Annotated in this window: 22 protein-coding genes; 11 read left to right on the top strand and 11 right to left on the bottom strand. The window is 59.5% G+C overall.

What is annotated here, in order from left to right; translation table 11 throughout:
• Positions 1 to 47 precede the first annotated feature (47 nt).
• From bufA2 to cfaB, 4 genes are all read left to right on the top strand, one after another.
• Positions 48 to 299: a BufA2 family periplasmic bufferin-type metallophore gene (gene bufA2, locus ACXR0M_RS00830; RefSeq protein ID WP_458829049.1), complete on the top strand. Its 252-nt coding sequence runs from the start codon at positions 48 to 50 to the stop codon at positions 297 to 299.
• A gap of 64 nt (positions 300 to 363) precedes the next feature.
• The gene (gene bufB / locus ACXR0M_RS00835) at positions 364 to 1,209 is read left to right on the top strand and encodes an MNIO family bufferin maturase (protein WP_458829050.1); all 846 of its coding nucleotides are present in this window, start codon (positions 364 to 366) and stop codon (positions 1,207 to 1,209) included.
• Positions 1,200 to 1,988, top strand: a complete 789-nt coding sequence (locus ACXR0M_RS00840; protein ID WP_458829052.1) for an HvfC/BufC family peptide modification chaperone — start codon at positions 1,200 to 1,202, stop codon at positions 1,986 to 1,988. Before bufB ends, ACXR0M_RS00840 begins: the two co-directional genes overlap by 10 nt.
• Before the next feature lie 83 nt (positions 1,989 to 2,071).
• A complete protein-coding gene (gene cfaB / locus ACXR0M_RS00845) occupies positions 2,072 to 3,259 on the top strand; it encodes a C17 cyclopropane fatty acid synthase CfaB (RefSeq protein WP_458829054.1) in 1,188 nt (395 codons plus the stop codon).
• A gap of 19 nt (positions 3,260 to 3,278) precedes the next feature.
• Here the strand turns inward: cfaB and cls are convergent, their stop codons facing one another.
• Positions 3,279 to 4,718, bottom strand: a complete 1,440-nt coding sequence (gene cls, locus ACXR0M_RS00850; protein WP_458829055.1) for a cardiolipin synthase — start codon at positions 4,716 to 4,718, stop codon at positions 3,279 to 3,281.
• Between the two features lie 131 nt (positions 4,719 to 4,849).
• On the opposite strand from cls, the gene ACXR0M_RS00855 reads away from it, so the two are divergent.
• Complete coding sequence (locus ACXR0M_RS00855) at positions 4,850 to 5,368, top strand: DUF3617 domain-containing protein (RefSeq protein ID WP_458829057.1); 519 nt, start codon at positions 4,850 to 4,852, stop codon at positions 5,366 to 5,368.
• Between the two features lie 78 nt (positions 5,369 to 5,446).
• Here the strand turns inward: ACXR0M_RS00855 and ACXR0M_RS00860 are convergent, their stop codons facing one another.
• The 6 genes from ACXR0M_RS00860 to folE2 are packed head-to-tail and all read right to left on the bottom strand — an operon-like array spanning position 5,447 to position 10,653.
• Entirely contained in the window at positions 5,447 to 6,778 is a 1,332-nt protein-coding gene (locus ACXR0M_RS00860) for a dihydroorotase (RefSeq protein ID WP_458829059.1), read from the bottom strand.
• Positions 6,779 to 6,781: 3 nt separating this feature from the next.
• On the bottom strand, positions 6,782 to 7,342 hold the full coding sequence (locus tag ACXR0M_RS00865) for a gamma carbonic anhydrase family protein (RefSeq protein WP_458829061.1): 561 nt from the start codon (positions 7,340 to 7,342) through the stop codon (positions 6,782 to 6,784).
• Complete coding sequence (locus ACXR0M_RS00870) at positions 7,339 to 8,214, bottom strand: metal ABC transporter substrate-binding protein (protein WP_458829062.1); 876 nt, start codon at positions 8,212 to 8,214, stop codon at positions 7,339 to 7,341. The genes ACXR0M_RS00865 and ACXR0M_RS00870 overlap by 4 nt, the downstream gene beginning before the upstream one ends.
• Before the next feature lie 11 nt (positions 8,215 to 8,225).
• Entirely contained in the window at positions 8,226 to 9,092 is an 867-nt protein-coding gene (locus ACXR0M_RS00875; RefSeq protein ID WP_458829064.1) for a metal ABC transporter permease, read from the bottom strand.
• Positions 9,092 to 9,760 (bottom strand): metal ABC transporter ATP-binding protein, encoded by a 669-nt coding sequence (locus tag ACXR0M_RS00880; RefSeq protein ID WP_458829066.1) that lies wholly within the window; start codon positions 9,758 to 9,760, stop codon positions 9,092 to 9,094. The genes ACXR0M_RS00875 and ACXR0M_RS00880 overlap by 1 nt, the downstream gene beginning before the upstream one ends.
• Positions 9,757 to 10,653, bottom strand: a complete 897-nt coding sequence (gene folE2, locus ACXR0M_RS00885) for a GTP cyclohydrolase FolE2 (protein WP_458829068.1) — start codon at positions 10,651 to 10,653, stop codon at positions 9,757 to 9,759. The genes ACXR0M_RS00880 and folE2 overlap by 4 nt, the downstream gene beginning before the upstream one ends.
• A gap of 83 nt (positions 10,654 to 10,736) precedes the next feature.
• On the opposite strand from folE2, the gene ACXR0M_RS00890 reads away from it, so the two are divergent.
• Positions 10,737 to 11,939, top strand: a complete 1,203-nt coding sequence (locus ACXR0M_RS00890) for an N-acetylmuramoyl-L-alanine amidase (RefSeq protein WP_458829070.1) — start codon at positions 10,737 to 10,739, stop codon at positions 11,937 to 11,939.
• Here the strand turns inward: ACXR0M_RS00890 and ACXR0M_RS00895 are convergent.
• Positions 11,936 to 12,310, bottom strand: a complete 375-nt coding sequence (locus ACXR0M_RS00895) for a glutamine synthetase (RefSeq protein ID WP_458829834.1) — start codon at positions 12,308 to 12,310, stop codon at positions 11,936 to 11,938. The genes ACXR0M_RS00890 and ACXR0M_RS00895 overlap by 4 nt on opposite strands.
• Positions 12,311 to 12,544: 234 nt before the next feature.
• Between ACXR0M_RS00895 and zigA the strand changes: the two genes are divergently transcribed.
• On the top strand, positions 12,545 to 13,750 hold the full coding sequence (gene zigA, locus ACXR0M_RS00900) for a zinc metallochaperone GTPase ZigA (RefSeq protein ID WP_458829072.1): 1,206 nt from the start codon (positions 12,545 to 12,547) through the stop codon (positions 13,748 to 13,750).
• Positions 13,750 to 14,400 (top strand): DUF1826 domain-containing protein, encoded by a 651-nt coding sequence (locus ACXR0M_RS00905; RefSeq protein WP_458829074.1) that lies wholly within the window; start codon positions 13,750 to 13,752, stop codon positions 14,398 to 14,400. Before zigA ends, ACXR0M_RS00905 begins: the two co-directional genes overlap by 1 nt.
• Positions 14,401 to 14,404: 4 nt before the next feature.
• Here ACXR0M_RS00905 and ACXR0M_RS00910 read toward each other — a convergent pair whose 3' ends face one another.
• Positions 14,405 to 14,761 carry an NADH:ubiquinone oxidoreductase gene (locus tag ACXR0M_RS00910; protein WP_458829076.1) on the bottom strand — a complete coding sequence of 119 codons (357 nt, stop codon included), beginning with the start codon at positions 14,759 to 14,761 and terminating at the stop codon, positions 14,405 to 14,407.
• A gap of 28 nt (positions 14,762 to 14,789) precedes the next feature.
• On the opposite strand from ACXR0M_RS00910, the gene ACXR0M_RS00915 reads away from it, so the two are divergent.
• On the top strand, positions 14,790 to 15,761 hold the full coding sequence (locus ACXR0M_RS00915; RefSeq protein WP_458829078.1) for a CobW family GTP-binding protein: 972 nt from the start codon (positions 14,790 to 14,792) through the stop codon (positions 15,759 to 15,761).
• A 1-nt stretch (position 15,762) separates the two neighbouring features.
• On the opposite strand, the gene ACXR0M_RS00920 is transcribed toward ACXR0M_RS00915, so the two are convergent.
• The gene (locus tag ACXR0M_RS00920; protein ID WP_166495178.1) at positions 15,763 to 16,176 is read right to left on the bottom strand and encodes a DUF3301 domain-containing protein; all 414 of its coding nucleotides are present in this window, start codon (positions 16,174 to 16,176) and stop codon (positions 15,763 to 15,765) included.
• Between the two features lie 117 nt (positions 16,177 to 16,293).
• Here ACXR0M_RS00920 and pdxY point away from each other — a divergent pair, with 117 nt between their 5' ends.
• The gene (gene pdxY / locus ACXR0M_RS00925; protein WP_458829080.1) at positions 16,294 to 17,166 is read left to right on the top strand and encodes a pyridoxal kinase PdxY; all 873 of its coding nucleotides are present in this window, start codon (positions 16,294 to 16,296) and stop codon (positions 17,164 to 17,166) included.
• A gap of 125 nt (positions 17,167 to 17,291) precedes the next feature.
• Here pdxY and ACXR0M_RS00930 read toward each other — a convergent pair whose 3' ends face one another.
• On the bottom strand, positions 17,292 to 17,774 hold the full coding sequence (locus ACXR0M_RS00930) for an acyl-CoA thioesterase (protein ID WP_003229693.1): 483 nt from the start codon (positions 17,772 to 17,774) through the stop codon (positions 17,292 to 17,294).
• A 284-nt stretch (positions 17,775 to 18,058) separates the two neighbouring features.
• On the opposite strand from ACXR0M_RS00930, the gene ACXR0M_RS00935 reads away from it, so the two are divergent.
• Positions 18,059 to 19,822: a cation:proton antiporter gene (locus tag ACXR0M_RS00935; RefSeq protein ID WP_458829082.1), complete on the top strand. Its 1,764-nt coding sequence runs from the start codon at positions 18,059 to 18,061 to the stop codon at positions 19,820 to 19,822.
• Positions 19,823 to 19,833: the final 11 nt, after the last annotated feature.

Raw genomic sequence — 19,833 nt, forward strand, 5'->3', positions numbered from 1 at the left:
GAACAACCTTCCAGCCGACACCCCTGACGCTTACCGAGGATATAAAAATGACCATCAAAACCGCTGCTGCTGGTGCTGCTCTCGCTTTGGCTGCTGCCACGATGTTTGCCGGTGTCGCCACCCAGGCCATGGCAGCCGATGCTCAGGTTCACTGCTACGGCGTGAACGCCTGTAAAGGCCAGAACGACTGCAAGACCAAGGACCATGCGTGCAAAGGCATGGGTTCCTGCAAGGGCCAGGGTTTCAAAGCCATGACTCAGTCGGCCTGTGAAAAGGCCGGCGGTAAGGTCGGCGAATAAGCCACCGGTGAGTGTTGCCGCAGCGGGTGACACCGCTGCGGCCACTTTGCAAAGGAGTCCTGGCATGTCAGCTTCCGTTCCTTTCCTGGGTTATGGCCTGGGATTGCGCAGCACCTATTACCAACAGATCCTCGAACAGTTGCCGGCTGTGGACTGGTTCGAAGTGGTCTCGGAAAACTTCATGGTGCAGGGCGGTAAAGCCTTGTACTTCCTCGACGCCATCGCCGAACGCTATCCGCTGGTGATGCATGGCGTGTCTCTGTCCATCGGTGGGCCGCATGCCCTCGATCCAGACTATCTCAAACAGCTCAAACAACTGGCCGATCAGGTCAAACCGGCATGGATCTCCGATCACCTGTGCTGGAGCCGCGGCAACGCCCATCAACTGCATGATCTGCTGCCGCTGCCGTACACCGAAGAGAGTCTTGAATACATCGCCGCTCGCGTGGCGCAGGTACAGGACGTGTTGCAGCGGCCACTCGTGCTGGAGAACGTGTCCAGTTACGTGCGCGCCGCCACCGATGACTTCACCGAGTGGGAGTTTCTGCAGGCGCTGAGTCAGGTCAGCGGTTGCGAGTTGTTGCTGGACGTCAACAACGTCTATGTCAGCTCGCGCAATCACGGTTTCGATCCGTGGACATTCATTCAGAGTCTGCCCAAGGACAAGGTGCGCCAACTGCATCTGGCCGGGCATAGTGACTACGGCGACTACGTGATCGATACCCACGATCATCCGGTCAGTGATCCGGTGTGGGCGCTGTACCGACGCACCTTGGAGCACTTCGGGCCGGTGGCGACGCTGCTGGAGCGCGATGATCATTTTCCGCCGTTCGAAGAACTGCTCGACGAACTGCAAAAGGCCAGAGTATTGGGGGACAAGGTTCTGGCCGGGAGACAGTCATGCGCCTGAACGAATGGCAATTGGCATTTGAGGCGTTTCTGCTGAACGAGGACGCGACGCCGCCTGCGGCTCTGAGTACCAGTCTGATCGGCGGCCCGACGCTGGATGTCGACACCGGGCTGGCGATTTATCACAACGCCTACAACGCGCGGCTGATCGAGGTGCTGCGTAATGACTTCCCCGCCATCCTGCATTGGCTGGGGGACGAAGAGTTCGATGCACTCGCGTCTTCTTACCTCCGTCAGTATCCATCGCAGCATTACAGTCTGCGCTGGCTCGCTCAGGATTTCGCGGAGTTCATCCGCGAGCATCTGGTGCCGGAGCAGAGCGCACCGTTGAGCGAATTGGCGACCCTGGAATGGGCATTCACCCTGGCGTTTGACGCGCCGCATGGTGTGCCATTGACGATTGCGGCGATGGCCGGTTTTTCTCCGCAGGAATGGCCCGCGCTGCAGGTCAAACCGACGCCATCGTTGCAGTGGCTGGAGCAGCGATTCAACAGCCTGGCCCTATGGCGCGCGGTCAAAGAGGAAACCGATTTCCCCAACAGCGAGGCGCTTGAAGCGCCGCAAGTGTGCCTTATCTGGCGCAGTGATCTGCTGTGCAATTACCGCAGTCTGCAGCCGGCGGAAGCGCATGCACTCGATGGCATGCTCACGCTGGATTGGAATTTCGCCGAACTGTGCGCCGAGTTGGCAGTCATCTATGGTGAGGGCGCGCCACTTCAAGCCGTTACCTGGTTAAAGCAGTGGGTGCATGACGGCATGCTGGAGCGTCTGCAACGATAGTTTCGGCCAATCAAATCGATAGCCTGCTATTTTTCAAGGATGGTCTACCCTCAGAGCTGACGTCTGAAACAGGGGGATTTTCCATGCTCGCGCAACTTCCACCGGCCTTACAGAATCTGCACCTTCCGCTTCGCTTGCGACTCTGGGATGGCCATGAGTTCAATTTGGGGCCGACCCCCAGTGTCACTATCGTCGTCAAGGACCCGACGATGGTCAGCCAGCTTACCCATCCAAGTCTCGACGCGCTGGGGGCGGCGTTTGTCGAAGGCAAACTGGAACTGGAAGGCTCGATCAGCGAGGTGATCAGGGTCTGCGACGAATTGAGCAGCGCCTTGCTCGATGAAGATGACGACGCTCAGCCGGTGCGGACGGTGCACGACAAGGAAACCGACGCCAAAGCCATTTCCTATCATTACGACTTGTCCAACGCGTTCTACCAGCTGTGGCTGGACAGCGACATGGCGTATTCCTGCGCATATTTCGAAACCGGCAGCGAAACCCTCGAACAGGCGCAGCAAGCCAAATTTCGCCATCTGTGTCGCAAGCTGCGCTTGCAGCCTGGCGACTATCTGCTGGATGTCGGTTGCGGTTGGGGTGGTCTGGCACGTTATGCCGCCCGTGAATTCGGCGCCAAGGTGTTTGGCATTACCTTGAGCAAGGAGCAACTGGAGCTGGCCCGCGAGCGGGTCAGAGCCGAAGGCCTGGAGGGTCAGGTCGAACTGCAATTACTCGACTATCGCGATCTGCCGCAGGACGGGCGCTTCGACAAGGTGGTGAGTGTCGGTATGTTCGAGCATGTCGGCCACGCCAACCTCGCCGAATACTGCAAAGTCCTGTTCGGTGCGGTGAAGGAGGGCGGTCTGGTGATGAATCACGGCATCACCGCCAAACACACCGATGGTCGTCCGGTTGGGCGCGGTGCCGGCGACTTTATCGAGAAATACGTATTCCCCAACGGTGAGCTGCCGCATCTGGCGATGATCTCCGCCGAGATCAGCGAAGCCGGGTTGGAGATCGTCGACGTCGAAAGCCTGCGCCTGCATTACGCGCGCACGCTGGACCATTGGAGCGAGCGTCTGGAAGACAACCTCGAAGCGGCAGGGAAACTGGTGCCGGATCAGGCATTGCGCATCTGGCGCCTGTATCTGGCCGGGTGTGCCTACGCGTTCGCCCGCGGCTGGATCAATCTGCACCAGATTCTGGCGGTGAAGGCGCATCCCGATGGCAGCCATGAACTGCCGTGGACTCGCGACGACATCTATCACCCTTGAGATCTGATGCGGTTCTCTTTCAGAGAATCGGTGAAATAAGCCGGGCGATCCGCATGCCGAGCTGTTGCAGGCGGTGGATCTCCCGGCTTTCTTCTTTGGCGACTTCGTAGGCCTGCTCGAAGTCATCGTTGAGCATCTGTTCCACATGGGCGGCAAACACGCTGTCGACGGTCAGCAGCATCACTTCGAAATTCAGCCGGAACGAACGGTTATCCAGATTGGCGCTGCCGATGGCGCTGATCTCACTGTCGATCAACACCACTTTCTGATGCAGGAATCCAGGTTCGTAGCGGAACACCCGCACCCCGGCGCGCACCGCTTCGAACGCATACAGGCTGGACGCGGCATAGACGATGCGATGATCGGGACGCGAGGGCAGCAGCAGACGCACATCGACACCGCGCAGCACCGCCAGGCGCAACGCGGCGAACACGGCTTCATCGGGAATGAAGTACGGGCTGGTGATCCACACTCGCTCGGTCGCTGCGTGAATCGCTTCGACGAAGAACAGCGAACAGGTTTCGTAAGCATCAGCCGGGCCGCTCGCCAGCAATTGGCAGAGCACGCCGTCTTCCGGGTAGACATCCGGCAGGATCAGCGGTGGCAAGGTACGCGCAGCCCAGAACCAGTCCTCGGCAAACGATTCCTGCATGCAGGCCACCACGGGACCGCGGACTTGAACGTGGGTATCGCGCCAGGGCGCCAAGGGCGGCTTCTCGCCCAGGTATTCATCACCGACGTTGTGCCCGCCGACGAAACCGAGCACACCATCGACCACGACGATTTTGCGGTGGTTGCGGAAATTCACCTGAAACCGATTGAGCCAGCCGCTGCGGGTGGCGAAGGCTTTGACCTCGACGCCGCCATCGCGCAGGGCCTGTACGTAGCTGTGGGGCAGGGCATGGCTGCCGATGCGGTCGTAGAGCAAATGAATCGCCACGCCTTCGGCAGCCTTTTTCAGCAACAGGTCACGCAAGGTTTGACCGAGGCGGTCGTCGTGGATGATGAAGAACTGAATCAGCACGGCTTCGCGGGCCTGCTCGATCGCCTGAAAGATAGCGGCGAAGGTCGCGTGGCCATTCACCAGCAATTGCACCTGATTGTTCGCCAGGCATGGCATGCGCCCCAGCTTGGGCATGGCGCGAAGCGAGGCGTAGGCATTCGAAGCATGGGCGGCGAGGGCTTCTTCGACCCACGGGCGCCAGTTCAATTCGGAGATTGCCTGGCGCATTTGTTCGTTGGCCTGGCGTCGCGCCTTGATGTAGCCGTCGAAGGTGCTTCGACCGAAAACCAGATAAGGAATGAGGGTCAGGTAGGGGATGAAAATAAGCGACAATGCCCAAGCGATCGAGCCTTGCGCGGTGCGTACGGTCAGCACCGCGTGGATTGCGGCGATCAGGCCGAGGCTATGGATCAAGGCGATCAGATAACCAAAGATGTGCGGTCCGAAATAATCCATGGGGCAGCCATGCTCCTGACGATTCAATGCCTAACAGACCATGTTCCGACACGATTGTCGCTATTTAATTGGCCCATGAACCGAAGCCAATGGCCGGCGTCTAACGGCCACTACTGATCAGGAGTTTTTCGATGAACGTTCGTCTGCTGGGTTTGGCGCTGGGCCTGGGTTTGGCAATGCCGGTGATTGCGCAGGCGCAAATGCTGCAGCCGGGTTTGTGGGAAATGACCTCGAGCAACGTCAAGGTCGATGACCAGCCCATGGATGTGCAATCGATTCTCGGCCAATTGCAAGGTCAGATGACCCCGCAACAGCGCGCACAACTGGAGAAGAACGGGATCAATATCGGCGGCAAAGGCATCCGTGCCTGCCTGACGCCGCAGCAGGTGGCGACCAACGATATCCCGCTATCCGATCCGCAATCGGGCTGCAAACAGCAGATCACCGACCGCACCGGCAATCAGTGGAAATTCCGCTTCAGTTGCCCGAAAGCCCAAGGCACGGGCGTAGCCACATTCAAGAGCGACCGCGAGTTCACCACTGTGGCCAACGGCACGTTCAACGCCATCGGCATCAACCAGAAGGGCAGCCTGGAAACCCGCGCGGTGTGGTTGGGTCAGGATTGCGGCACGGTTAAACCAAGATCATAAGAGCTTCGCAAGCAAGCGCGCTCCCACCATTGGAATGCATTTCCCTGTGGGAGTGAGCTCGCGAAAGCGTTTTGATGATCAGCGCATAAACCGCAGCGGCAGCCCCTGACATCCCTCGTTAACACGCTGTTCATGCCAGGCAATCTGTCCCGACACCAGCGTGGTATTCACCCGATACCGGAAAGTCCTGCCGGCAAACGGGCTCCAGCCGCACTGCGACAGAATCGGTTGCCGAGCCACCTCCAGCGCCGCTGGTTCCACCAACACCAGATCCGCCCAATACCCTTCACGCAAATAACCCCGATCCGGAATCGCAAACAGATCCGCCACCCGGTGGCTGGTCTTCGCCACGAGTGTGGTGATCGGCAGCACGCCATCCGCCACCAGTTCCAGCAGCGCCGGCAATGCCTGCTGTATAAGCGGCAAACCCGAAGGCGCCTCGGCATACGGGCGCTGTTTTTCCGCCCAGGTGTGCGGGGCGTGATCGCTGCCGATCACATCCAGTCGATTGCTCAGCAACGCCGCGCGCAGGGCATCGCGGTCGGTTTGGGTCTTGATCGCCGGATTGCATTTGATCAGATTGCCCAGGGCTGGATAGTCGCGGTCATCTAACAGCAGGTGATGCAGACAAACTTCGGCGCTGATGTGTTTTTGTGCGAGCGGCTTGTCCTCGAACAACGCCAGCTCGCGGGCGGTGGTCAGGTGCAAGACATGCAGGCGGGTGCCGTGCCGTTTCGCCAGTTCCACGGCCAGGGAAGAGGAGCGGTAGCAGGCTTCGGCATCACGAATCAGCGCATGGATATTGGCTGGCAGGTGTTCACCAAAGTGTTCGTGTAAACGGCCAGCGTTGGCCTCGATGCTCGGCGTGTGTTCGCAGTGCGCCAATAGAATCGTCGGCACTTCGGCGAACAGGCGCTCAAGTATCTGCGGATCATCCACCAGCATGTTGCCGGTGGACGCCCCCATGAACACTTTGACCCCGGCCACTTCACTGGGATTGAGCGCGGCGACGGTGTCGAGATTGTCCTGACTCACGCCGAAGTGGAAGCCATAGTTGGCCACCGAATTAATTGCTGCGCGGCGCTTTTTATCGGCCAATGCTTCGAGGGTGAGGGTGGCCGGCTGAGTGTTGGGCATGTCCATGAAACTGGTAATGCCGCCGGCCACCGCTGCTCGTGACTCGGTATAAATACTCCCCTTGGCCGGCGCGCCCGGCTCGCGAAAATGCACCTGGTCGTCGATCATGCCCGGCAACAGCCACTGCCCCCGGGCGTCGATTTCCACGCGGGCATTTTCGCCGTCGATGCTGCGCGCGATCTTGACGATGCGGCCATGGCTGACCAACAGATCACCGTCGAACTCGCGACCTTCGTTGACCAGTCTGGCATTGCGAATCAGCACGCTGCTCATGGTTCAAAACTCGTTCTGCAAGGCTTTGTAGCCGCGCACCAGATCGACGTTGGTGCGCGCCACGTCTTCGGAAAATTCCGAGGCGCTGACACTCACCGGCGGGAATTGCGTGAGGTCGGTATTGGGACCGATGCGGGTGGTGGAGGGTACGTAGAACGCGTCGGGCAAATCGCGGCCATCGACCACCGAGTTGTGGCGCACCACGCAGCCGTCACCGACCATGCAATTGAACAGTACGCTGTTGAAGCCGATGAACACGCGGTCGCCGACCACGCACGGTCCATGCACGATCGAACGGTGAGCGATCGAGGTGAATTCACCGATGGTTACGGCGGCACCGGATTTTGAGTGGATCACTACGCCGTCCTGGATGTTCGAATTGGCGCCGATAATGATTGGCTCCATTGAACCTGCCGCGTCTACCTCGTCCGCGCGAATCACAGCGTAGGGGCCGACGAACACGTTCTCGCCAATGATCACCTTGCCGCAGATGATCGCGGTTTTGTCGACGTAGGCCGACTCGGCAATTTGCGGCAAATCGCCTGAAGGATTTTTGCGGATCATGGTTGGCTCAGTGCGTTGTAAAGGGTGTTGAGGTTGTATTCGAACAGGCCGGCGAAACTGCTGGCCGGGCCACTGGCGGCGAGGGCATCGGAGTACAGCGTGCCACCAATGTGCGCGCCGCTTTCCTCTGCAATCTGCTTGAGCAGGCGCGCGTCCTTGATGTTTTCCATGAACACCGCTTTGACCTTGGCCTGACGGATCTGGGTTATCAGTGCTGCGACTTCGGCGGCCGACGGTTCTCGCTCGGTGGACAATCCTTGCGGGGCCAGGAAGTCGATCCCGTAGGCCTGGCCGAGATAACCGAAGGCATCGTGGCTGGTGACGATCTTGCGATTGCCCGGCGGCAGTGAGCCGAGCTTGGTCTTGGCCTCTGCGAGCAGGGCGTAAATCTGCTTCCGGTATGTCTGGCTGTTGTGCTGGTAGTCGGCCGTGTTCGCCGGATCGGCTGTGATTAAAGCCTTGGTGATGTTGGCGACGTACAGCTCGGCGTTGGCCAGGTTGTGCCAGGCATGGGGGTCGGGAATCGTCTCGCCGTCTTCATCCAGCGAGCGTGGAATCACACCGTGGCTGGCACTGATGAGCGGAGTTTGGGTGCCGGTACTGGTCACCAGGCGATCAAGCCACGGCTCGAAACCGAGGCCGTTCTTGAAGATAAGTTTGGCCTTGAGCAGCGCCTTGGCGTCGTCCGGGGTTGGCTCATAAGTGTGTGCGTCGGCATCCGGACCGACCAGGTTGGTGATCTGCACATGCTCGCCCCCTACCTGATGCACCATGTCGGCGAGAATGCTGAAGCTGGTGACCACCGGCAATTTTTCCGCCGCCGACAACGACATCGACAGCAGCAAGCTGAACAGCACGAGTAAAACGCGCATCGGAAAACACCTCATCGGGACGTGAGCGAAGGAGGGCGGCGCAGCAGACCGTGGACCGGTCCAAACACCACCGACAGCAAATAGCCGGCACCGGCGACCAGCACGATGGCCGGGCCGCTGGGCAGCGAGTAGTCAAAAGACAGCAATAATCCGAGCCACACCGACAGACAGCCGATGATCGCCGCAATGGTGATCAGCAGCGGCAGGCGTCGGCTCCAGAAGCGCGCTGCCGCCGCCGGCAACATCATCAGGCCGACCACCATCAACGCACCGATGGCCTGGAAGCCGATCACCAGATTGAGCACAACGAGGGTCAGGAATACGCCGTGGGCGAGGGGACCGAGGCGGCTGACGGTTTGCAGGAATAAAGGGTCGAGGGTGTCGAGCAGCAGCGGTTTGTAGATCACTGCCATGGCGATCAGACTGATTGCCGAGACCCATAACATGCCGTGAAGCGTAGGGCCGTCGACCGCCAATGCCGAGCCGAACAACAGGTGCAGCAGGTCTAAACGTTTACCGGCGATGCCGAGGATCAACACACCACTTGCGAGCGAGATCGGATAGATCGCGGCGAGGCTGGCGTCTTCACGCAGACCGGTGCGGCGGGTGATCCACGCGGCCAGGCCGGCCATGCTCAGTCCGGCGCCCAGACCACCCAGCGTTAACGCCGGCAGACTCAGGCCGGCGAACCAGAAGCCCAGTGCCGCACCGGGCAGGATGCCGTGGGCGACGGCGTCGCCGATCAGGCTCATGCGCCGCAGGATCAGGAACACCCCGAGTGGGGCGGTACTGCAGGCTAATACCAATCCGCCGAGCAGCGCCCGGCGCATAAACACGAACTCGGTGAACGGTTGCCAAAGGTGGGTGAGGGTGAGCATCAGGCCACCTGCGTGTCAGGTGTTTGCTTGATGAGTTCGGCGCTGGCGCCGAACGTGCATTCACGGTTTTTGATCAACAGTGTCTGCGGGATGTGTTGGCGGACGGCGGCGAGGTCGTGGCAGACCACCAGTATTGTTCGCCCTTCGGCGTGCCAGGCGTGGATATGCTGCCAGAGCAACTGCTGGCCCAATTCATCGAGAGCGGCGTGGGGTTCGTCGAGGAGCAGTAACGGCGCGTCCGCCAGACTCAAACGGGCGAGCAGTGCGCGTTGTAGTTCTCCGCCGGAGAGGGCCATCAGCGGGCGTTTTTCCAGTCCGCTCAAGTGCCAGTTATCGAGTGCGTTGCTCAGGCGTTGCGCGCGCAGTTGTTTCGACAATCGACGCCCCCAAAAACCGGCGGCTACCAGTTCTTCCAGGCTGATGGGGAATTGGCGGTCGAGGTGTTGCTGTTGTGGCAGGAACGACAATCCACCCTGGCGTGGCACACCTAGCTCAACTTTTCCGGATAAGGGTTTCTGCAAGCCAGCGATGACTTTTAGCAGACTGCTTTTACCGCAGCCGTTGGCGCCGATGATGGCGCTCAGGCTGCCGCTTTCCAGCGTGACAGTCAGTGGTGAGGTCAGCGGTTGGCCTTGAGCACCCCAGCTCAGGGTTTGGCAGCGAATCATGCGCGCTCCCGATGCCAGTGACTTTCGGCAACTGCATCGTGGGCGTGCAGGCTTTCGGCATGGATCACCCGCAAGCGGAAGCCGCTGACGCCAGGAGTGCGACGCAGAGCCAGATTGAGCCGCCGCGCGGCATCTTCGCAGAACATCAGGTTCTGCCCATTGGCCAGCGCGAAGGCTTGTTCGTCGGCGCGTTTCACCGCGGTTTGTACGGCGGTGCCGAGCGCGGCTTCGGCGTCGTTGATGATCACGCTCAGGGGCAGTTCGTCGATGAACTCTTCCAGATGGATATGCAGTTGGGCGGCACTGCGTTGGCTGTGCGGGGTTGCGACAATGCCTTGGGTTGATCCAAGCCAGGCCAAAACTTCGGCGTGCTGCAATGGCTGGTTGGCAAAGTCATCAATGAATTGCTGCTGGATCAACTGCCGGGCTAATGCTGCTGAACATGGACAAGTTGAGGAGTAGGGCACATCGATTTTCAGTTCCACGTGGAACACTGCGTTTTCCAGGCTGGCAGAAATACTCACTGGGTAGCTCTTCCAGCCGGACAGTGGGCTGATCAATGCCGGCCTTTTCAGCAGCGCTTCGCTGTGGATGTTCAGATAGGCGTTGCTGGATAAACCTTCGTGGCTATCCAGAAAGGCATCCAATACCTGACGCAAAGCCTGTGGCGACAGGTTCTTTCGTTCAAGCGGTTCCAGAGCCAAATATAAGCGTGACATGTGAATACCGCGCGCCTCGCCATCGTCCAGACTGACGCCCGCATCAGCCTTCGCGTTCAAGCGTTGTCCGTCCAGTAAAACCGGCAAGGCAATGCCGCGCATTCCCACCCACTCAAGCGGAAGTGCTTGGCGAGCGGCTTGGGTGGCGATATCCGGAAGTGTCAGCGAATTCATGTTCGAGATCATCGTGTTGATTGAATTGAATGTTACATTATAACAATTCGAATCACGATGCTTTTTTATGAACGGGTTTTCATATGCACAGACGCCATTTGCTCAGTTTGTTTCTGGCCAGCGCAGCTTTAGCTTTGCCCTTCGGCGCATCCGCTACTCAAGTGCGCAATGCGCGGCTCTGGCGTTCGGATGAAAAGCTGCGATTGGTCTTCGATTTAAGCGGCCCGGTGCGCTACAAAACGTTCACTCTAAGCGCACCGGAGCGATTGATCATTGATCTGTCCGGGACGAACTTGAGTGGTGATTTCAGTCAGTTAACGCTGGCCGATACGGCCATTCGCTCTATCCGCTCCGGGCACTATGGTCAGGGTGATACCCGCATCGTTCTTGATCTGAACAATCCGGTGCGGTTGAACAGCTTTCTTTTGACACCTCAGGATGGTCAGGGACACCGCTTGGTTCTGGATCTGGTAAATGCCAAACAGATATCAAATACGGCAATGGTTCCACGTGAAACACCCACGAATAAGCCTCATGCCAAACGCGACATCATCGTCGTGGTCGACCCCGGACATGGTGGCAAAGACCCCGGCGCGGTCGGTGCCAAGGGTGAGCGGGAAAAAGATGTGGTGCTCTCGATCGCCCAGTTGCTCGCCAAACGCCTGAAAAAGGAAAAAGGCTTCGACGTAAAACTGGTGCGCAATGACGACTTTTTCGTGCCTCTGCGCAAGCGTGTGGATATCGCCCGCCAGCACAAGGCTGACATGTTCATCTCGGTGCACGCCGATGCCGCGCCACGTCTGACCGCGTCAGGCGCATCGGTGTATTGCCTGTCAGAAGGCGGCGCAACATCGGCGACAGCGCGCTTCATGGCGCAGCGCGAGAACGGCGCCGATCTGCTTGGCGCCACCAGTCTGCTCAATCTCAAGGACAAGGATCCGATGCTCGCCGGCGTAATCCTCGACATGTCGATGAATGCCACCATCGCCGCGAGCTTGCAACTCGGCAGCACCGTGCTGGGTAGTCTGCAAGGCATCACCACGCTGCACCAGAAGCGCGTGGAACAGGCGGGATTCGCTGTGTTGAAGTCGCCAGATGTGCCGTCGATTCTGGTGGAAACCGGCTTCATTTCAAACGCGCGTGACAGCCAGCGTTTGGTGACGGCCCGCCATCAGCAAGCGATCGCTGACGGTTTGTTCGAAGGATTGCAGCGCTACTTTCAGAAGAGCCCACCCGTTGACAGCTACATCGCTTGGCAGCAGGAGCAGCAAAAAGCGCAGGTTTAACAGCCAGTGATCCGGCTGCAGGTGAATTTAGCGCTGCTACCTCCCGAGCTGGAGAAGCGATTGATCGTGGTCCAGCCGACTCGGCGAGTGTAGCCAACCCAGGCTTCCCCGTCCGAAGCAATCCCGGTGAAGAACGTCAATTGACCGAAACGGCTGTTGGTTTGCGCCCAGTAGCGTTTGCCGTCCCTTTCGAAGCCGCGCAGGTAGATCGTGCTACCCACGGTGTTCACGCTGTAGGCATTGCCTTGCGCATCGACACAAGCCAGCAGATTGGCGCTTTGTGTGCAGTTGGCGAGCAGTGGTATTTGTCCCAAAGCGTCGGCCGTCAACAAAGCAAGGTTGAACAAAGAGCATTTCAAGGCTGACTTCATCATGGTTCTCGACGGGCAATTGCACGCAGCTTCATGTTCTTTGTCGATTTGGGCAAGAGCAGGTCTGGCGTATCCACATTGTTATACTATAACATAAAATCAAATTGAGCCTGAGCTTGCCGATTTAACGCGTCTGCTTCTGCCGTAGCGCTGGTTTGAAGCCTGAGAACGCGGTGCGTTTAGCCAATGTTCGGCATAAACGCCCATCGGTCCCAACCTGATGAGGATTATCCAATGTCATCGCCACTTCCCGTGACCGTTCTGTCGGGCTTTCTTGGCGCCGGAAAAAGTACACTTTTAAATTACGTACTACGTAATCGCGATGAGTTGCGCGTCGCTGTTATCGTCAATGATATGAGCGAAATCAACATTGATGGCAGCGAAGTTCAGCGTGATGTCAGCCTGAATCGTGCTGAAGAGAAACTAGTGGAAATGAGCAACGGCTGCATCTGCTGTACGTTACGCGAGGACTTGCTGGAAGAAGTCAGCAAGCTCGCTCGCGAGGGACGTTTCGATTATCTGCTTATCGAATCCACCGGCATTTCCGAACCGCTACCGGTCGCCGAAACCTTTACCTTCCGCGATGAGCAAGGCCAAAGCCTCGCCGACGTTGCTCGTCTCGACACCATGGTCACGGTAGTCGACGGCATGAATTTCCTCCTGGACTACCAGGCCGCAGAGAGCCTCGCGTCCCGTGGCGAAACATTGGGGGAAGAAGACGAGCGCTCGATCACCGACCTGCTGATCGAGCAAATCGAGTTCGCCGACGTACTGTTGATCAGCAAAATCGACCTCATCAGCCAGCAGGAGCGTGACGAACTTACGGCAATCCTCAAGCGCCTGAATGCCCAGGCGGAAATTATCCCGATGGTGATGGGCGAGGTGCCATTGAAAAAAATCCTCAACACCGGCCGTTTCGACTTCGACAAAGCCGCCCAGGCTCCAGGTTGGTTGCAGGAATTGCGCGGTGAACATGTGCCGGAAACCGCCGAGTACGGCATCGCTTCCACGGCTTACCGCGCGCGCCGGCCGTTCCACCCACAGCGCTTCTACACCTTCATCGACCGTCCATGGACCAACGGCAAATTGCTGCGCTCCAAAGGTTTCTTCTGGCTCGCCAGCAAGGCCACGGACGCGGGCAGTTGGTCGCAGGCCGGTGGCCTGATGCGTCACGGTTTCGCTGGGCGCTGGTGGCGTTTCGTCCCGAAAAACCAGTGGCCGCAGGATCAGGAAAGCACAGCGGCGATCATGCAAAACTGGACCCAGAGCGTCGGTGATTGCCGTCAGGAACTGGTATTCATTGGGCAGAACATCGACTTCCAGCAGCTCACTGCCGAACTCGACGCCTGTTTGCTGACTGACGAAGAAATGACCAGCGGAGTCGACGCCTGGCGCAGGCTGCCAGATCCGTTCGGCCCCTGGCACGACGAGGCCGCCTGATGCTTGCGCTCAGACTGCAGCAAAACCGCTTGCGCCACCAGCATCAGGGACTGACGCCGAAAACCCTGACGCGAATCCTCGACGACGACGTCAATCTCGCGGTCTGGCAGCGCCAACTGCCGCTGCACATCGCCGATTTTGCAACGTTGCTGCTGTCGCTCAACGAGCCTTTGGCGGAGTCGCTCTGCATCGAATTACCGGATGAAGACGCCGCACCTGAGCTCAGCGGACTCGCCGTAGGGTTCCGTGATTTGGAAGGTTACGTAGGCTTTATCGCTGATCTGCAATGGCTTGTCAGCGCTTTCTCCTGTCTGCTGGGTGCGCGCCGCATCGGTCTGCGTCTGCGCGTGCTGGACAAGGCAATGTGCCCGCGTTTCCATGTCGATCATGTGCCGGTGCGCTTGATCACCACGTACGCGGGAATCGGCAGTCAGTGGCTCAAGGAAGGGGTGATGGATCGCGAGCAATTGGGCCAGGCCAACGCCGAGCCACGGGATGCAGCGAGCATCCAGCAACTGCAAAGCGGTGAAGTCGCGCTATTGAAAGGCGAGAAGTGGCACGGCAACGAAGGCTTCGGCCTGATTCATCGCTCGCCGCAACCGGCAGCGGGCGAACGACGGCTGCTGCTTACCCTTGACTGGCTCGGCTGACGGCTCAGGGTCTGAGCCATTTGCCCTGACTTTGGGCCTCGCAGTACGGCTGCAAATACGCCGCATCGGAGGCGACACCGTAATAGTGGATATCCTGGCGATACGGCATATTGGCAACCTGAGCGTTGCTGCACACGCCGAATGCGCCGCTCGGGCACTGATCGACGTACTGCACCTCGACCTTTTGCCCGGCCAGGGTCGGTTGGCAGAAACCGTCGCTGAACAATTTCTCGGGGATATTGCGGTTCTGTTGGCACACTTTGACGTCGAGCCGCTCGCCCTGGCTGTGCACAACGCAGGCTTGAGCCAAGGCTTCGCTCGACAGCAGCATCAACAGCAACGACCATCCCATCCAACGCATGTCCAATCCCCTCAGAAAACGCCGAGCCATGTTGCAGAACATTCCTACTCATGTCATCGCCGGCCCTTTGGGCGCCGGCAAGACCAGCCTGATTCGCCAATTGATGGCGCAACGTCCGCCAGGCGAGCGCTGGGCGGTGCTGATCAACGAGTTTGGTCAGATCGGTCTGGACGCCGCGCTGCTGACCCGCGACGGCGATGGTATCGCACTGGGCGAAGTCGCCGGGGGCTGTTTATGTTGCGTCAACGGCGCGCCGTTTCAGATCGGCCTTGGCCGATTGTTGCGTAAAGCCAGGCCCGATCGGCTGTTTATCGAGCCGTCCGGGCTGGGCCATCCGGCGCAATTGCTCAAGCAGTTGAGCGCGGCGCCATGGCTGGGCGTACTCGCGCTGCAGCCCTGCGTATTGGTGCTGGACGCACAGGTGCTTGCCGCCGGGAAAACCTTGCCGGTCGCTCAGCAAGAGGCACTGGCCAGCGCTGGTCTGCTGTTGCTGAACAAGGCCGAAAGTCTGGATGACGCGGTACGACAAAACATCGCCGAGTGCTTGCCTGCAGTCAGGCAAGTCTGGACACAACAGGCGCAGTTGTCATTGAGTGAGCTGCCGGGTGTGGCCGCGCAAGCAGTAGCGGGTGTGGATAACTTGAATGTGCCCGAGGGATCGGCACCGGTTCCGGCGCTCTGGAACGATCCGGCCGTACCGATTTGCCTGAGTCAGGTGCAAGAGGGCGGTTGGAGCATTGGCTGGCGCTGGCATCCGGGACAGACGTTTGATCAGCAACGTTTGCGTGAATGGCTGCAAGCCCTGAATTGGCGGCGGGCCAAACTGGTTATCCACAGTGCCAATGGCTGGGTGTCGGGCAATGTCCTGGAGAACGCTGAGTTCGATTGGCAGCCCAGCGAATGGCGCCGGGACTCGCGGATCGAGCTGATCTTCGCCGATCCGCAGGACGTTGCCGAGTTGCAGGCCGGCCTGGCGCAATGCCGGGTTCAGGCGGATTAGCCTACGGCTTCCACTTGGTGTGTTCCTGGCGCCACTGGCTCAGCTCGATCACTTCGGCCCGTGGGCGCGTGACTTCGACCACCGGCGGCGTGTCGTCGAACGGCGCCGGGTAGGGCGCCAGTTCGATCTGCGCACTGTGCGCGCCAAACTGGGTGATGGTGCCGTTGTGCCGGGTTTCGCCGGTCACGGTGAACTCGAAGTTGTAGACCCGGGCCAGGCGTCGACGGCCGCTGGCATCCTTGATCAGACCAATTTTCTTCAACGCGACGTTACCGTCCAGCAGCTCGACGCCGACGTTGAGGCAATGCTGCTTGACCCGCTCCAGCGCCCGCTCGCGCAAGCCGTGGTTGTGCCATAGCCATGCACCGGCAGCGGCGAACAGCATCAGCACGAAGATGTTTTCCAGGGTCAGCATCAACATCGAACTCCAAAAGATAGCGTCAGCTTAACTGCGTCGCCGGTCTGTCGTACAGGCTGTGTTTCGTCGCATACTGCGCGGCTTGAATTTCAATCGTTTTACGGAATAACCCGAATGAAACGTACGCCTCATCTGCTCGCCATTCAGTCCCATGTGGTCTTCGGCCACGCCGGCAACAGCGCCGCGGTTTTTCCGATGCAGCGGGTCGGGGTGAACGTCTGGCCGCTCAACACCGTGCAGTTCTCCAACCACACCCAGTACGGCCAGTGGGCCGGTGAAGTGCTGGCGCCGCAGCAGATTCCCGAACTGGTCGAAGGCATTGCCGCGATTGGCGAACTGGGTAACTGCGACGCGGTGCTCTCTGGTTATCTGGGCAGCGCCGCACAAGGCCGGGCGATTCTCAGTGGCGTTGCGCGCATCAAGGCGGTCAATCCGAAAGCTCTGTATCTGTGCGACCCGGTAATGGGTCATCCGGAGAAAGGCTGCAGTGTACCGGCCGAAGTCAGCGATTTCCTGCTCGAGGAAGCCGCAGCGGTGGCGGACATCATGTGTCCGAACCAGCTCGAGCTGGACAGCTTTTCCGGGCGCAAGCCACAGTCGTTGTTCGACTGCCTGGCGATGGCGCGGGGACTGTTGGCGCGCGGGCCGAAAGCGGTACTGGTCAAGCATCTGGATTACCCGGGCAAGCCGGCGGATGGTTTCGAGATGTTGTTGGTGACCGCCGACGAAAGCTGGCATCTGCGCCGTCCGTTGCTGGCATTTCCGCGGCAGCCGGTGGGCGTGGGCGATCTGACGTCCGGGCTGTTTCTGGCGCGCGTGCTGCTGGGCGACAGTCTGGTAGCGGCGTTCGAGTTCACCGCAGCGGCGGTGCATGAAGTGCTGCTGGAAACTCAGGCGTGTGCCAGTTATGAGCTGCAACTGGTGCGGGCGCAGGACCGGATCGCGCATCCGCGGGTGAAGTTCGAGGCGATGGCGATCAGTCTGTAAGACCGAGTTGCCCCATTCGCGAGCAAGCCCGCTCCCACATTGGATCTGTGACGTACACAAAACCAATGTGGGAGCGGGCTTGCTCGCGAAAGCTATAGACCAGACAATATCAATCCAAAGTCTGATCAAGCGTCGCCCTTGATCTCCTGATAGCGCTTCTCCAGCTCCTGGCGAATCTGCCGGCGTTGCTGCGCCTGCATATAGCGACGCTTGTCTTCGCTGTTCTGCGGTTGCAGCGGCGGCACGGCAGCCGGTTTGCGCTGGTCATCCACCGCGACCATGGTGAAGAAGCAGCTGTTGGTGTGGCGCACCGAGCGTTCGCGGATGTTTTCGGTGACCACTTTGATGCCAACTTCCATCGAGGTGTTACCGGTGTAGTTGACCGACGCGAGGAAGGTCACCAGTTCGCCGACATGGATCGGCTCGCGGAAAATCACCTGATCCACCGACAGCGTCACCACGTAGCGGCCGGCATAGCGGCTCGCGCAGGCGTAGGCCACTTCGTCGAGATATTTGAGCAGGGTACCGCCGTGGACATTGCCAGAGAAGTTGGCCATGTCGGGGGTCATCAGTACCGTCATCGACAGTTGGGCGTTTCCGGGTTCCATATCGTTCTCACGGATCAAGGCTGGATGGCTGAAAGCACCTCTGCGGGTGCCTGGTGGCTTTTTCAAAAGCACCGTTATCGGGACGCCAGGCAACTGAGTGCCGTCACGCCGGAACCGATCTGTTTCCTTATATTGCACCGCCTTCCGGCCGGAAGTCGCGGTGTTAACCTGCAAAAGCCCCGCTTCCAAGGGCAATTCCCACACCAAAAGCAGATTTTTTACCCCGCGCGCTCAGACCTTTCCGATGGCTGACGGCGGGTCACGTCATACAAGGAGGCCACGCCATGCATGCCATCAGCTTTATTCAGGACCTGGCAGTGATCATGTTGGTCGCAGGTGTGGTCACCGTGTTGTTTCATCGCTTCAAGCAGCCTGTGGTGCTCGGCTACATCGTTGCCGGTTTCATCATCGGCCCGCACACGCCGCCGTTCGGCCTGATCCACGACGAACAAACCATCAAGACCCTCGCCGAACTCGGAGTGATTTTCCTGATGTTCTGCCTCGGGCTGGAGTTCAGCCTGCGCAAGTTGTTCAAGGTCGGCGCCACGGCGTTTATCGCGGCGTTCCTCGAGATCGTGCTGATGATCTGGATCGGCTACGAGATCGGCCGCTGGTTCGACTGGAATACCATGGACTCGCTGTTCCTCGGCGCCATCCTGGCCATCTCCTCGACCACCATCATCGTCAAGGCGCTCAACGACCTGAAGATGAAAAACGAGCGCTTCGCCCAGTTGATCTTCGGTGTGCTGATCGTCGAAGACATCCTCGGCATCGGCATCATCGCCTTGCTGTCGAGCATCGCCGTCAGCGGTACGGTGAGTTCCGGCGAAGTGTTTTCCACGGTCGGCAAGCTGTCGCTGTTCATGATCGTCGCGCTGGTGGTCGGCATTCTGCTGGTGCCGCGTTTGCTGGCATACGTCGCCCGATTCGAAAGCAACGAGATGCTGCTGATCACCGTACTGGGCCTGTGCTTCGGTTTCTGCCTGCTGGTGGTCAAGCTCGAATACAGCATGGTGCTCGGCGCCTTCCTGATCGGCGCGATCATGGCCGAGTCGCGGCAATTGCTGAAAATCGAGCGCTTGATCGAGCCGGTTCGCGACCTGTTCAGCGCGATCTTCTTCGTGGCGATCGGCCTGATGCTCGACCCGATGATCCTCTTGCAATACGCGTGGCCGATTGCCGTAATCACCGTGGCCGTGGTGCTCGGCAAGATGTTGTCCTGCGGCCTCGGTGCCTTTATCGCCGGCAACGACGGACGTACTTCACTGCGTGTGGGAATGGGGCTGTCACAGATTGGCGAATTTTCCTTCATCATTGCCGCGCTCGGCATGACGCTGCAGGTCACCAGCAACTTCCTCTATCCAGTCGCGGTGGCGGTTTCGGTCATCACCACGCTGCTGACGCCGTACCTGATCCGTGCCGCCGATCCGCTGTCGATCAAACTCTCTGCCGCCGTGCCCAAGCGTTTGGGGCGGGTGTTAGGGATGTATGGCGAATGGCTGCGCAGCATCCAGCCGCAAGGCGAGGGCGCGATGCTGGCGGCGATGATCCGGCGGATCCTGCTGCAGGTCGGGGTCAACCTGGCGCTGGTGATCGCGATTTTCTTCAGCGGCGCGTTCTTTGCCGGGCGGCTGTCGCTGTGGATGCAGGACTGGATCGGCGATCCGAGCTGGCAGAAGGCACTGATCTGGGGTGGAGCGCTGCTGCTGTCGTTGCCGTTTCTGATCGCGGCGTATCGCAAGCTCAAGGCGCTGTCGATGCTGCTGGCGGAGATGGGCGTGAAGCCGGAGATGGCCGGGCGGCATACCCAGCGCGTGCGGCGGGTGATCTCCGAAGTGATCCCGATCCTCTCGCTGCTGGTGATCTTCCTGCTGCTGGCAGCCTTGTCGGCCAGTATCTTACCGACCAACAAGCTGCTGGTGCTGATCACCGTGGTCGCGGCCGCCGTGGCAGCGCTGCTCTGGCGCTGGTTTATCCGCGTACACACGCGGATGCAGGTGGCCCTGCTGGAAACCCTCGATAATCACAAGGAGTCGTCCGGGCACTGAGTGCCCAGGGG

The sequence above is a fragment of the Pseudomonas sp. Eth.TT006 genome, assembly GCF_054456575.1.